Source organism: Kitasatospora aureofaciens, assembly GCF_001188955.3.
GTDB classification, from domain to species: domain Bacteria; phylum Actinomycetota; class Actinomycetes; order Streptomycetales; family Streptomycetaceae; genus Kitasatospora; species Kitasatospora aureofaciens.
This window is the reverse complement of sequence record NZ_JPRF03000023.1, coordinates 61,086-74,738: the sequence shown is the minus strand read 5'-3', so window position 1 is coordinate 74,738 and position 13,653 is coordinate 61,086. Positions and strand designations below refer to the sequence as shown.

At 71.1% G+C, this 13,653-nt stretch carries 12 protein-coding genes and 1 pseudogene; 9 read left to right on the top strand and 4 right to left on the bottom strand.

Translation table 11 applies throughout. The annotated features are described in order from the left end of the window. Positions 1-34: 34 nt before the first annotated feature. The 5 genes from HS99_RS44965 (at position 35) to pflA (ending at position 7,538) form a co-directional block, all read left to right on the top strand. On the top strand, positions 35-502 hold the full coding sequence (locus HS99_RS44965; protein ID WP_267885543.1) for a universal stress protein: 468 nt from the start codon (positions 35-37) through the stop codon (positions 500-502). Between the two features lie 15 nt (positions 503-517). Beyond that, on the top strand, positions 518-1,378 hold the full coding sequence (locus HS99_RS16370) for a universal stress protein (protein ID WP_030284643.1): 861 nt from the start codon (positions 518-520) through the stop codon (positions 1,376-1,378). A gap of 231 nt (positions 1,379-1,609) precedes the next feature. Then, entirely contained in the window at positions 1,610-4,273 is a 2,664-nt protein-coding gene (gene adhE, locus HS99_RS16365; RefSeq protein WP_046386105.1) for a bifunctional acetaldehyde-CoA/alcohol dehydrogenase, read from the top strand. Between the two features lie 98 nt (positions 4,274-4,371). Beyond that, entirely contained in the window at positions 4,372-6,639 is a 2,268-nt protein-coding gene (gene pflB, locus HS99_RS16360; protein ID WP_030552992.1) for a formate C-acetyltransferase, read from the top strand. An 86-nt stretch (positions 6,640-6,725) separates the two neighbouring features. Next, entirely contained in the window at positions 6,726-7,538 is an 813-nt protein-coding gene (gene pflA / locus HS99_RS16355) for a pyruvate formate-lyase-activating protein (protein ID WP_046386104.1), read from the top strand. 284 nt (positions 7,539-7,822) lie between these two features. On the opposite strand, the gene HS99_RS16350 is transcribed toward pflA, so the two are convergent. Next, positions 7,823-9,391: an oleate hydratase gene (locus tag HS99_RS16350; RefSeq protein WP_030552988.1), complete on the bottom strand. Its 1,569-nt coding sequence runs from the start codon at positions 9,389-9,391 to the stop codon at positions 7,823-7,825. 227 nt (positions 9,392-9,618) lie between these two features. On the opposite strand from HS99_RS16350, the gene HS99_RS44960 reads away from it, so the two are divergent. The 3 genes from HS99_RS44960 to HS99_RS16340 all read left to right on the top strand — a co-directional run bounded on the left by HS99_RS44960 (position 9,619) and on the right by HS99_RS16340 (position 11,258). Next, positions 9,619-9,756: a hypothetical protein gene (locus tag HS99_RS44960; protein ID WP_157881820.1), complete on the top strand. Its 138-nt coding sequence runs from the start codon at positions 9,619-9,621 to the stop codon at positions 9,754-9,756. Between the two features lie 274 nt (positions 9,757-10,030). Further along, positions 10,031-10,462, top strand: coding sequence for a universal stress protein (locus HS99_RS16345; RefSeq protein WP_030284654.1), 432 nt, complete (start codon positions 10,031-10,033; stop codon positions 10,460-10,462). Between the two features lie 124 nt (positions 10,463-10,586). Next, positions 10,587-11,258 (top strand): CBS domain-containing protein, encoded by a 672-nt coding sequence (locus HS99_RS16340; protein WP_030552986.1) that lies wholly within the window; start codon positions 10,587-10,589, stop codon positions 11,256-11,258. Positions 11,259-11,503: 245 nt separating this feature from the next. Here HS99_RS16340 and HS99_RS16335 read toward each other — a convergent pair whose 3' ends face one another. From HS99_RS16335 to HS99_RS16325, 3 genes are read right to left on the bottom strand one after another with little or no spacing between them, the layout of a single operon-like run. Beyond that, positions 11,504-11,770: a DUF4235 domain-containing protein gene (locus HS99_RS16335; RefSeq protein ID WP_030284659.1), complete on the bottom strand. Its 267-nt coding sequence runs from the start codon at positions 11,768-11,770 to the stop codon at positions 11,504-11,506. A gap of 5 nt (positions 11,771-11,775) precedes the next feature. Further along, a complete protein-coding gene (locus HS99_RS16330; RefSeq protein WP_046386103.1) occupies positions 11,776-12,258 on the bottom strand; it encodes a DUF3618 domain-containing protein in 483 nt (160 codons plus the stop codon). Then, positions 12,255-12,683, bottom strand: coding sequence for a phage holin family protein (locus HS99_RS16325; RefSeq protein WP_191898830.1), 429 nt, complete (start codon positions 12,681-12,683; stop codon positions 12,255-12,257). The genes HS99_RS16330 and HS99_RS16325 overlap by 4 nt, the downstream gene beginning before the upstream one ends. Positions 12,684-12,890: 207 nt before the next feature. Here HS99_RS16325 and HS99_RS16320 point away from each other — a divergent pair. Further along, a pseudogene (locus HS99_RS16320) lies at positions 12,891-13,298 on the top strand (cation transporting ATPase C-terminal domain-containing protein); the annotation flags it as partial. Positions 13,299-13,653 lie beyond the last annotated feature (355 nt).

Below are 13,653 nucleotides of genomic sequence, written 5' to 3'. Positions count from 1 at the left end.
GGAACGGTTCCGAAGCCGGCCTGGCCGCCGCCGACTGGGCCGCCGCGAGGCGCTGCTGCGCGGCTGCCCGCTGCGCGTCCTGCACGCGCTGCCGCTGATGCCTCATCTGCTCCCCGGGAGGTTCGCAGGGCGGCGACCCGACCCGGGCGCCCTGTTGCACGAGGTCCGCCACATCCTGGCGGTGCGCTATCCGCAGCTGGAGACTCGCACCGACGAGGTCCACGACATCGCCACCGCGGCGCTGCTGGCCTCCGGGGAGGACGCCGAACTGCTCGTCGTCGCCGCCCGCGGAGCCGGCGGCTTCCCCGGCTTGCGTATCGGGTCCACTGCCCCGCACCTGGCCGCCCGGGCCGGCTGCCCGACCGTGGTGCTCCCCGCGGACCCGCCGGGCCCGGAACCGCGTGAGCAGGTCGTGGTCGGGCTGGACGCCCGCCGACCCGCCGAGGCGGCCCTGGAGTCAGAACGTCAGGTCGCGTGCAGTTGCGCCGCGACCGTCGAATGAGGGAGGAGCGTCATCATGTCGCACGCCATAGTGGTCGGAGTCGACGGATCGGAACCGAGCAAGGCCGCGGCCGAGTGGGCCGCTCGGCAGGCCCACCGCAGTGGCCGGCCGCTGTGGATGATCCACGCCGGGGCGGCAGAGGAGTTCACACCCACGGAGGCCGACGGCGGCGGTGAGTTCCTTCCGCAGCCGGTGCTCGCTGTGCGGGACCACATCACGCGCGTGCTGCCGGGCCTGGAGGTCACCTGTCGGCACGTCCCCGGCAATCCGGCCTACGCGCTGGTCGCCGCCAGCGGGCGGGACGGCCTGCTGGTCGTCGGCTCACGCGGATCGGGCGGGCTCACCGGCCTGCTGGTCGGCTCGATCGCGCTGCGCACGGCGGCGCGTGCCCACTGCCCCGTGGTTCTGGTGCGAGCCAGGGCGGACGGACCGGCGGCCGACTCCGGTGATGTGGTGGTCGGGCTGGACAGCGCCCTGCCCAGCGGCGAGGTACTCGCCTTCGCCTTCGAACAGGCCGCCGCGCGGGCCGCGACGCTTCGGGCGCTGGAGAGCCGCACGCTTCCCGCCGGGCCCTACCTGACGGAGGCGTCGGTGGGGCAGCCTGAGATCAGGGACTCCCTGGCGGCGGCGGAGCTGGTGCGTCTCCAGGACACACTCGCGCCCTGGCGTGAGAAGTTCCCCCAGGTACGCGTCGAGGCCGAGGTGACGGCCTGGCCGGCCGGTCGGGCGCTGGTGGAGGCGTCGCGGGGAGCCTCGTTGACGGTGGTGGGCCGCCGGACGTCCGGGCTGCACTCGGCCGCACCCTGGTTGGGCGGTGTAGCGCATACCGTCCTGCACCACGCACACAGCCCGGTCGCGGTCGTCCCGCACGACTGATCCGTCCGCACCGAGGTGGCCGTGGTACCGACGAACGGGTCGGCACCACGGCCACCGGCGTTCCGGCGCGCGGACCGGGACCGGTGGTCCGCGGGTGAGGGACCTTCGGCCTTCGGGTGTGCCCCATTGGCCGGGCCCCAGGCGGAGGGTGCCGAGGCAGGCTGACGGTGGAGGCGCGAGCGGGACCCGCGAGCGCGCAACTCCGATGACGAACCGAAAGGTGTTCCAGCCATGCCGCGTCGCCCGCAGACCGAGGAACAGACCTCTCCCGCCCCGGCACCACTCCCGGACAGGGCGGCAGGCCCCGACGACGCCGTCGGCACACTGGTCGCCAACGCGCTGACCTCCCTTCAGGAGTACGCCCCCTTCACCCAGGAACAGGTCGACCACATCGTCAAGAAGGCGTCGCTGGCCGCGCTGGAACGGCACACCGCGCTCGCGGTGCGGGCGGTGGAGGAGACCGGGCGCGGGGTGTTCGAGGACAAGGCGGTCAAGAACGTCTTCGCCTGCGAGAACGTCACCCACGTGATGGCCGGGACCAAGACGGTCGGGGTGGTGCACCGCGACGACATCGACGGAATCGTGGAGATCGCCGAGCCGGTCGGCGTAGTCGCGGGCATCACCCCGGTGACCAACCCGACCTCGACGACCATCTTCAAGTGCCTGCTGGCCCTCAAGACCCGCAACCCGATCGTCTTCGCCTTCCACCCCTCGGCCCAGCGCTGCTCCGCCGAGGCCGCCCGGATCGTGCGGGACGCGGCGGTTGTGGCGGGGGCCCCGGAGCACTGCATCCAGTGGATCGAGGAGCCGTCGATGGCGGCCACCGGCGCGTTGATGAACCACCCGGACGTGGCGACGATCCTGGCCACCGGCGGCAACGCGATGGTGCGCGCCGCGTACTCCTGCGGCAAGCCGGCCCTAGGAGTCGGTGCGGGCAACGTCCCTGCGTACGTGGAGCAGAGCGCGGACCTGAAGCAGGCGGTGAACGACATCGTGCTGTCGAAGTCCTTCGACAACGGCATGATCTGCGCCTCCGAACAGGCCGTCGTCCTGGACGCGGAGATCCGCGACGCCGCGCTCGCCGAGTTCTGCAAGCTCAAGGCGCACCACGCGAGCGCCGAGGAGAAGGCGCTGCTGGAGCGCTACCTGTTCGGGACCGGCGACGGCACCGGCTGCGCCGGCGGCCGGCTGAACTCGGCGGCGGTGGGCCGTTCGGCCGCGCAGGTGGCCGAGGCGGCGGGCTTCAAGGTGCCGGCCGACACCTCGGTGATCCTGGCCGACTGCGAGCGGGTCGGGCCGGCCGAGCCGCTGACCCGGGAGAAGCTCTGCCCGGTGCTCGCCGTCCTCACCGCCCGTTCGCGCCGGGAGGGCGTCGGACTGGCCACCGCGATGGTGGAGTTCGACGGCCTCGGGCACTCGGCGGCGGTGCACACCGAGGACGCCGCGTTCGTGGAGGAGTTCGGGCACGCGGTCAAGGCCTGCCGGATCATCTGGAACGCGCCCAGCTCGCAGGGCGGCATCGGCGACGTCTACAACGCCTTCACCCCCTCGCTGACCCTCGGCTGCGGCAGCTACGGGCACAACTCGGTGTCCGGGAACGTCTCGGCGCTGAACCTCGTCAACATCAAGCGGATCGGGCGGCGCAACACCAACATGCAGTGGTTCAAGGTCCCGCCGAAGATCTACTTCGAGCGCAACTCGGTCAAGTACCTGGCGAGCATGCCGAACGCCCACCGGATCGTCGTCGTCACCGACCGGACCATGGTGGAGATCGGCCACCTGGGGCGGATCCGGGGCGTGCTCGACCGCCGCCGCGAGCCGGTCGAGGTGCGGGTGGTGGACGACGTCGAGCCCAATCCGAGCATCGACACCGTGCGCAAGGGCGCCGCGCTGATGCGGGAGTTCGAGCCGGACACCATCGTCGCGCTCGGCGGCGGCTCGCCGATGGACGCGGCCAAGGTGATGTGGCTGATGTACGAGCACCCGGAGGTGGAGTTCGCGGACCTGAAGGAGAAGTTCTTCGACATCCGCAAGCGCGCCTTCACCTTCCCCGACCTCGGCGCGAAGGCGAAGCTCGTCTGCATCCCGACCACCTCGGGCACCGGCAGCGAGGTCACCCCCTTCGCGGTGATCACCGACACCGCCACCGGCCAGAAGTACCCGCTCGCCGACTACGCGCTCACCCCGAGCGTCGCCATCGTGGACCCGGCGCTCACCACCGGCCTGCCGAAGCACGTCACCGCGGACACCGGCTTCGACGCGCTCACCCACTGCATCGAGACCTACGTGTCCGTCTACGCCAACGACTTCACCGACGGCCTGGCGCTCCAGGGCATCCGGCTCATCTTCGAGAACCTGGAGCGGGCGGTGGTGAACGGCCCGGACGACCCGGTGGCCAGGGAGAAGATGCACAACGCCGGGACGATCGCCGGAATGGCCTTCGGCTCCGCCTTCCTGGGTGCGGTCCACGCCATGGCGCACACCCTCGGCGCCACCTTCCACATCGCCCACGGCCGCACCAACGCCCTGCTGCTGCCGCACGTGATCCGCTGGAACGGCTCCGCCCCGGCGAAGGTCACCGGCTGGCCCAAGTACCAGAGCTACGTGGCTCCGGAGCGCTACCAGGCCATCGCCCGGATGCTCGGCCTGCCGGCCGCGACCCCGGAGCAGGGCGTCGAGTCCCTCGCGGCGGCGGTCGAGGAACTGCGCGACAAGGTCGGTATCCCGCGCTCCTTCAAGGCGGCGGGCGTGGACGAGGCGGCCTTCCTCGCCGCCGTGCCCCAGCAGGCGATGAACGCCTACGAGGACCAGTGCGCTCCCGCCAACCCCCGGATGCCGATGCTCGCCGACCTGCAGCGCCTGATGCGCCAGGCCTACTACGGCGACCACGTCTGAAAGGGACCAATGGCCCAGGCCAGCGGGGACTTTCCGGACAAGGGCCGGGGCCGTCGACCAACCACCATGGTGACGAGGGAATCGAAGCGGGAGCAGAAATGACTGTCCAGCAGACGGACGCGACCACCCGGACGGCCTGGGACGGCTTCAAGGGCGGCCTGTGGTGCAACACGATCGACGTCCGTGATTTCATCCAGCACAACTACACCCCGTACGAGGGCGACGCCGCCTTCCTGGCCGGCCCGACCGAGCGCACCGCCGAGGTGTGGCGGCAGATCACCGACCGCTTCCCCGAGGAACGTGCCAAGGGCGTGTACGACGTCGCCTACGACGTCCCGGCCGGCATCACCGCGCACGCCCCCGGCTGGATCGACCGGGAGAAGGAGCTGATCGTCGGCCTGCAGACCGACGCCCCGCTCAAGCGCGCGATCATGCCCTACGGCGGCTGGCGGATGGTCGCGGGCGCACTGCGCACCTACGGCTACCCGGTCGACCCGCAGCTGGAGCAGGTCTTCACCCGTTACCGCAAGACCCACAACGACGGGGTCTTCGACGCCTACACCCCCGAGATCCTCGCCGCCCGCAAAGCCGGCGTCATCACCGGCCTGCCGGACGCCTACGGCCGTGGCCGGATCATCGGCGACTACCGCCGCGTCGCCCTCTACGGCGTGGACCGGCTGGTCGAGGCCAAGCGCGCCGAGAAGGCCGAACTGGACGCGCCGCCCACCGACCCCGCCCGACTGGAGGAGACGATCCGCGAACGCGAGGAACTCGCCGAGCAGATCCGGGCACTGGGCGAACTCAAGGAGATGGCCGCCGGGTACGGTCACGACATCTCCGGCCCGGCGCGCACCGGCCGGGAGGCGATCCAATGGCTCTACTTCGCCTACCTGGCCGCGGTGAAGGAGCAGAACGGCGCGGCCATGTCGCTCGGCCGCACCTCCACCTTCCTCGACGTCTACCTCCAGCGCGACCTGGAAGCAGGCCTGCTGACCGAACGCCAGACGCAGGAACTGATCGACGACTTCATCATCAAGCTGCGGATCGTCCGCTTCCTGCGCACCCCCGAGTACGACGAGCTGTTCTCCGGGGACCCGACCTGGGTGACCGAGTCGATCGGCGGCATGGGCACCGACGGCCGCACCCTCGTCACCCGGACCTCCTTCCGCTACCTGCAGACCCTCTACAACCTGGGACCGGCCCCCGAGCCGAACATGACCGTCTTCTGGTCGCCACAACTCCCCGGGGGATTCAAGGAGTTCTGCGCGAAGGTGTCCATCGACACCTCCTCCGTCCAGTACGAGTCCGACGAGCTGATGCGCCCGCGCTTCGGCGACGACACCGCGATCGCCTGCTGCGTCTCCGCGATGGAGGTCGGCAAGCAGATGCAGTTCTTCGGCGCCCGGGTCAACCTCGCCAAGACCCTGCTCTACGCGATCAACGGAGGCCGCGACGAGAAGTCCGGCGCCCAGGTCGGCCCGGCCACCACACCGGTCGGCGGGGCCGTCCTCGACTACGAGGAGGTGCTGGCCCGCTTCGACGAGCAGATGGAGTGGCTCGCCGAGACGTACGTCCACGCCCTCGACGTGATCCACTACATGCACGACAAGTACGCCTACGAGCGCCTCGAAATGGCCCTCCACGACCGAGCCGTGCGGCGCACCATGGCCTGCGGCATCGCCGGGCTCGCTGTGGCCGCCGACTCGCTGTCGGCCATCAAGTACGCGAGGGTCCGGCCCGTGCGGAACGAGACCGGGCTGGTCACCGACTACCTGGTCGACGGGGAGTACCCGGCGTACGGCAACAACGACGACCGGGCGGACTCGATCGCCGTCCGACTGGTCGAGGACTTCATGGCGAAGGTGCGCAAGCACCCCACCTACCGGGGCGCCGAGCACACCCAGTCCGTCCTGACCATCACCTCCAACGTCGTCTACGGCAAGAAGACCGGCAACACCCCGGACGGACGGCGGGCCGGCGAGCCGTTCTCCCCCGGCGCCAACCCGATGAACGGGCGCGACGCCCACGGCTACCTGGCCAGCGCGCTGTCCGTCGCGAAGCTGCCGTACGAGCACGCCGAAGACGGCATCTCGCTCACCAACACCGTCACCCCGGACGCGCTCGGCCGCACCCCCGAGGAACGGGTGCGCAATCTGGTCGGCGTGCTGGACGGGTACACCACCTGCCGCGGCTTCCACATGAACGTCAACGTCCTGGACCGCGACACCCTGCTGGACGCCATGGACCACCCGGAGAAGTACCCGCAGCTCACCATCCGGGTCAGCGGCTACGCGGTCAACTTCGTCCGGCTCACCCACGAACAGCAACTCGACGTGATCGGCCGCACCTTCCACGACGCCCTGTAGCCCTCGCTGCAGGCCCACCCCCCCGCTCGCGGTGCCGGCGCATCCCCGACCAGGGCGCCGGCACCGCGCATGACCGGGAGATTCCCATGCCCGACCCCATCCTGCCCGTCCACCTGCCGAGTCGATCCGCGTCGGCCGCGACACCGGCCGCCGCCGTCACCAGGCGCCCGGCCGGCGGAATGTTCCACTCCTGGGACCTGTCCACCGGCGTCGACGGCCCCGGCACCCGCTTCGTCGCCTTCCTGGCCGGCTGCCCGCTGCGCTGCCTGTACTGCCACAACCCCGACACCTGGCACCTGCGGGACGGGCGACGCATCCGCGCGGACGAGATCGTCAGCGAGGCGGCCAAGTGCGTCGAGTTCATCCGCGCTTCGGGCGGCGGCGCCACCGTCAGCGGTGGTGAGCCGTTGCTCCAGCCGGTCTTCACCGGCGAGTTGCTGCACCGCTTCAAGCACGACCTCGGGCTACACACCGCGCTGGACACCTCCGGCTTCCTGGGCACCCGCGCCACCGACGCGCTGCTCGCCGACACCGACCTCGTCCTGATCGACATCAAGTCCTGGGACCGCGCCCTCTACCGGCACCTGACCGGGCAGCGGCTCGCCCCCACCCTGGACTTCGCCCGCCGCCTGGCCGACCTCGGCAAGGAGGTCTGGGTCCGCTTCGTCCTCGTCCCCGGACTGACGGACGCCGTCGAGAACGTCGAGGGGGTCGCCGCATTCGCCGCCTCGCTGGGCAACGTCACCCGGGTCGACGTCCTTCCGTTCCACAAGCTCGGCGTGGCGAAGTGGCGCGCGCTGGGCCTGGACTGCACGCTGGCGGACGCCCCGGTGCCCACCGGCGACCAGACGGCGCAGGCGCGTGCCGTGTTCGAGGCCCACGGCCTGCGCACCGTCTGACGGCCCTGATCGGACGCGGATGCGGACACCGACGCATCGCGAGAGAACGAGGCCCCCCGACGGGAAGCCTCGTTCTGGTGTGCTCCGGGGCCGAGGTGCCGTGACGGGCACGTGCCGCGGGCCGACGGGGCCTCCAGGCCGTGGCAGGCTCGGTGTCGGAAAGCAGGGGTGCTGCACCGGGAGCTGCATGAGCCGGCGCCTCCTTGCCTCCTGAGGGAAGGACGCGCCGGCTCATGCAGCGGGGAGGCGGGCGGTGCCCGCCTCCCCGGGGCGAGCCGGTCGGGCTACTTCCGGTGCATGGTGTGCAGCGCCTGGGCCAGGAGGTGCGGGTCGTGGTGGCCCTTGTAGACGGCCGGGGGCTGCCGGTCGAGGTCGAGCAGTTGCGTGACGGCGGTCCAGGCGGTCCGCACGGAGTACTCGACGGTGAAGACGACGTCGTCGGGGACCTCGGCGTACTGGCCGATGAAGGCGAGGTTGGTGGAGCCCCTCGGGACCACCTGCGGCCGGTCGCCGTGGCTGCGCGTCAGGAACTGGCTGGTGATGTACGGCATCAGGCAGGGGACGACGGTCGAGGTCCCGACGATCCGGTCGGCGATGTCGGGGTCCACGGCCAGGTGCTGGAGGACCTCGTGGAGGATCTCCGCGCCGCTGCACTCCCGCATCGGCTTCTTGACGAAGGTGCCGGGCTTGTCGGGGAAGAGGCCGTAGCCCCACCACACGGAGACGCCTTCGGGCTGCTGCTGGTAGACCGGCTGGCGGTTGACGACGACGGTGAGCAGCCACGGGGAGTCGGTGAGGGTGAGCAGGCCGCCGCGGCCGGTCGGGCGGCCGGTGAACTTCTCCATCCAGTCGAGGAAAGCGGGGCCCTTGGCGGTGACGGTGAAGGACTCCCAGGTGGATTCGTCCGGGTGGCGGTCGAAGACGGCGGGGTTGCCGAAGTCGTCGCGGCCGCGCGCGATCCGGTGCCACAGCAGGAAGGAGTCGGGGCTGAGGGAGGTGTTCGGGTTCGCCGGCGGGGCGGTGTGGGAGCCGAGGACGGAGTCGGCGGTCATCGATCCGTTGGTGACGAACACGAGGTCGTCCTCGGCGACTGGGAGGTCGGTGTGCTTGCCGGTGAAGTGGATGCGCTCGACGTTCGTGCCGGGCCCGTGCCGGAAGGCCAGGTCCGCGACCCGGCGGCCGGTGTGGAGGTGGACGCCCTGCTCCAGGAGCCAGGCGGTGAGCGGTCGGACGATCGAGTCGTACTGGTTGTAGCGGGTCCGGTAGATCCCGGACATCGTCTCGAACTCCGGGAAGAGGTGGACGAACCGCTTGAGGTAGCGCCGGAACTCGATGGCACTGTGCCAGGGTTCGAACGCGAAGGTGGTGCACCACATGTACCAGAAGTCGGTGGTGAAGAAGTCCTCGTCGAAGCAGTCCGTGATGCGCTTGCCGTCCAACAGCCGCTCGGGCGTGGCCAGGCACTTGACCAGTTCGAGCCGGTGGCGTTCGGAGAAGCCCATGGCGTGTCCGTCGCAGATCTCGCCACCCGCCCGCACCAGCCGCGCGGGGTCGTCCCAGGGGGACTCCTCGTGTGAGTCGAAGATGTCCTGGGTGGCCGACTTCGACGGGTCGTCCAGCGACGGGATCCCGGACAACAGGTCGTACGTGCAACGGAACTGCGCCTCGAACATCCGGCCGCCGCGCATCGTGTACCCCGTCTCGGGCGTGCCGCCCGCGTCGAGGCTGCCGCCGACCTCGTCCTGGCCCTCATAGAGGTGGATGTCGCCGCCGGCGAAACCCGTGTCCCGGATGAGGAACGCTGCTGCGGACAGGGCGGCTATGCCGCCGCCGACCAGGTGAGCCTTGGGCATCGGATGTCTCCTCAACTACTGCGGCGAATCGTCATCGGCTGGATGACCGGCGATCCCGGCGGTTGGTGCAGGGCGATCGAGTCCATCGATCGGGGGTGTGGCGACAGCCTGCTGCCGGGCCGGCTGGTGGGTCGTTGGGCCGTTGGTCACCGGTGGCGGAACGACGGTCCCGGTGGCATCCCGGGTGCGCGGGACCGGCGGACCGGGACTTTCGGGCCGTCGTGCCCGTGCCCGGGCCCGTGGTCATCGGCGTCGGTCGCTCCGCGGCCGGCCTCGGAGCCGTCACCTGGGCGGCGGACGAGGCCGCCCGCACCGGCCGGGCCCTGGCGCTGCGGCTGGTGTCGAGCACACGGAGTGCCTGCTGATCGTCGTGCCGAGGAAGGGGCGCTGAGGGCAGGACGCGGATCCCGGCGCAGGCCCCGGCCGCTCGTGCGGTCCAGGCGGGACCAGCAGCCCCGAGAGCGCACCGCACGGCATTGCCTTCGGCAAGGGAATCCGCATCCCTGTACCGGGCAACGGTCGGGCTGAAGGTCCCGCCCTTCGGGACCCGTTCGGTCCTTCGCAACATCCGCTGCGACGCCGATGGTTGAGACCAACAGAGAACACAGAAGGAGAAGGCCAGTGAGTGAGCAGGATGGAATGCGGCAGCAGCGGATCGTGGTCGGTGTCGACGGATCGCCGGCATCGGTCGACGCACTCCGCTGGGCCATCGGCCAGGCCGGCATGCAGGGCGCCGTGGTGGAGGCCCTGATCGCGTGGCAACACCCGGTGGCCACCGGGTGGACGGTGCCGATCGAGGCCTACGAGGACCTTCCGGGCATCGCACGGAAGATCCTCGACGACAGCGTCACGGAGGCGACCGACCGCGACGCTGCCGTCGAGATCAAGGCCCGGGTGCAGGAGGGCGGCGCCGCGGCGTGCCTGCTGGAGGCGGCCCACGGCGCAGAACTCCTGGTCGTCGGCAGCAGGGGACACGGAGGCTTCGCCGGAGCCCTGCTCGGCTCGGTCGGCCAGCACTGCGTCCAGCACGCGCCCTGCCCGGTCGTAGTGGTTCGCCACCGGAACGACTGACCCGGCCGGCGCACCGGCCCGCCGGCCCACACCCGCACACCCAGCCCGCCGCACACGCAGTGACCCGCACACCCAGCACCCAGACGCGCGGCCGTGCCGCCGATCGAACAGGAGCGAACCGACCATGCGACACCGGATCGTGGGAGAACTGATGACGTCGGCCGTCGTGCACGTACGGCCTGACACCGGGTTCAAAGAGATCGCCCGGCTGCTCGCCGAGCACGACATCACCGCCGTGCCTGTCCTCGACCAGGAAGACCGGCCGCTCGGCCTGGTCTCCGAGGCCGACCTGCTGCTCAACGAGGCCGCCCGGGAAGACCCCGCCGGACTGCTCCTCACCCCGGACCTACCGCCCCGCGAGCGCGCCCGCAGCCGGGCCACCACCGCCGTGGGCCTGATGACCGCCCCGGCCGTGTGCGCGCGCCCGGAGTGGACGGTCGTCGAAGCGGCCCGCCTGATGCAGAGCGAGCGCGTCAAGCGCCTGCCCGTCGTCGACGAGGCCGGCCGCCTGGTGGGCATCGTCAGCCGCAGCGACCTGCTCCGCGTGTTCCTCCGGCACGACACGGCGATCCGCGAGGAGATCCGGGCCGAGGTCCTGCGCCGCGTCCTCGGCATCGACCCGGATGCGCTCGACGTACAGGTCCACAACGGCCGTGTCACCCTCACCGGCACGCTCGACCACCATGGCCAGGCACCGGTGGTCGAGCGCCTGTGCCGAAGCGTGGACGGCGTCGTCGACCTCACCAGCCACCTCAGCCACCGCACGGAGGCCGCCGCCCTGCACCAGGTCGGCTGACCCACCGCCGCACCCACCCGCCGGAGTCCGGCCTGGGCCGCCGTCGACGACTTCGACGGCGGCCGACCGGTACCGTTCGCACCCGGAGGTGGATCTCCTTCCTGAGCCGCCCTCCGGACAGCATCGGTCGGTCGAGGACAGTGTGGTTCTTCAGCAGCTCGTGGCCGCCGTTAGTCGGCTACCCCGGCAGGCGGACATGGAGGCGGTGCGGTAAACCGTGCTCGGCTCCCGACTCCTAATCCGCGTCAGCCGGGCCAGGTTCCGGTCAAGCGACGCACAGCGGTGGCTCCGGCGCGGTCGACGGCCGCCTTGACCACGGCGAAGATCGCGCCCTGGAGCGTGGCTGCGAGCAGCACCTCGGGCCAGGAACGATCTTCGTCGGTGGCGTCCGGAGCGTCCTCGTCGTGACCGAGCACCTTCCACGCCTGCTTGAACAGCGCTCCCGCAGCCAGGCCACTGACGGCGCCGAGCGCGAGACCGACCGGCCTGTAGGCGATCTTCGATGCCTTCACCCGGCTCACCCCTTCCGGCGGCGGCAGGCCAGCCACACCAGGACGGCCACTCCTGCTGCCGCCACCAACACCGTGCGGTTGTCCCGCGCCAGCTGCGCCCCCCGCGCGGTCTTCTCCCGCACCGGCTCGGGCGCCTTCTCCTCCCACAGATGACCGACCTCGGCGGCCTTGGCCCGGGCCTGCCCGGCGGCCTGGGCGGCCTTGTCCCTGACCGGATCGGGCAGCCGGTCCTGCGCCTGGTGCGCCAGGTCGGCGACCGTTGCCTTCAGTTCCCCCGCCTTGAGTGCGGCCTGCTCCCTCAGCTCGCCGGCTTTCGCCGCAGCCTGCTCCTTGACCTCGGCGGCCTTCTCCTGGGCGCGCGCTTTGACATCGGTCTTCGCCGCGAGCGCCTGGACCGTCTCTCCGAGCTCTGCCCGGGTCCGCTCGGCCTGTTCGCGCAGTTCCTCGACGCTGGAGGCGATGGGTTCGTCGTGAGGCGGCTGGGTCATCGGTGTGCACTCTCCTTGATCTCGGCCACGTCGGCCTTCACGTTCTCGACGGTCTGCTTGGGCGTGGGCGGCCCGGCCTGGTCGACCTGCTTCTTTCCACTCACGGCCATCAGCGCCGCTATCACAGCCAGCGCCGCTGTGACGACCAGCCCAGCCGCCCATACCGGCAGCGCCACCGCCAGTGCGGCGATCACGGTGGCGACCAGCGCCTGGGCCATCAGGAAGCCGACCACGCCGGCGCCGCCGAACAGGCCGCCGCCCTTGCCGTAGAGTTTGCCCTTTTCCTTCATCTCCGCCTGCGCCAGGCGCAGTTCGCCTCGCACCAGCTCGGTGAGCTGCTGCGAGGCTTGCTGTACCAGCTCGCCCACCGGCTCCTGGCCCAGGTGGTCCGCGCTCGGGGCGGAGCTGGCATGGTGCGGCTGCATGCGCGACACGGCACTCCCCTCCTGTCCCTGTGAATTCCTGGCGGCGGGACTTCCACGCCTGTGCCCGACCACCCGATGTGGGGGCGAGTACCCCGCGCAGGCGAGTTCAGGCAGGGCGTACGGCGGCTCTGCTTCTTTCGCCTGTCCTCCTGGCCCTCTCCGAACCTGCTAGAGCCAGTGACGCTGGCGGGCGCCCGGCCCGACGGCGGATCCCCCCTGACCCGCCAGATCCGCCAACGGGGCGTGATCACCGGCCTCGGCGCGACCACCGCATGGCTCATCGGCTCCCTCACCCCCGGCAGCGCACGACGCACCGGCACCATGGCCCTGTGCGGAGTGGTCGGCGCCCCACTCCCCCAAACCCTCGCGGGCAGAGAACACAGCCCGTTGGTCTTGGCCACGACCCTAGGCTCTGCGGCCGTCCTCGTGGGTATCGTCCAGACTCCGCTGCTCAGTCACTTCTTCGGCTGCACCCCACTGGGACCGGTCGCCTGGACCGGCGTCGGTGCAGCCATCACCGTTGCCGCGGTGAGCCCCTGGGCCCTGGATACCGCCGAACGCCTCCTGCCCGATGCTCTGGCGAGGCTGCGCTCCGACCTCCGGACTGCCACTTGACCGCCCGCCGGGCAGGAGAACCGGCCGCGCCGACGGGTACGCGCTCACTGAGCTCGGTCGCGGGGCGGGCGACTTCGCGGGCGGTGGGGTCCGAATCGTCGCGCGCGGGTCGGTCAGTGCGGCGGCCGCGGCGAAGCGGCCGCACCCGTCGCCGAGACGGCTCTGCGACCGCGCCGCAAACGGGCGGCCATCCACCAGGCGAAGCGAAGCCCTCGGCGAGTACCGGCTCGGCGCCCGGATCACCGCTCACAGGGCAGACGCTAGCCGTCCAGTACCCAAACTGTGTGAAGAGGAGAGGATTCTGCGATGCCGTGGGGTCATGTTCGCCATCCTGCCCACGCGCCCGAGCACCATC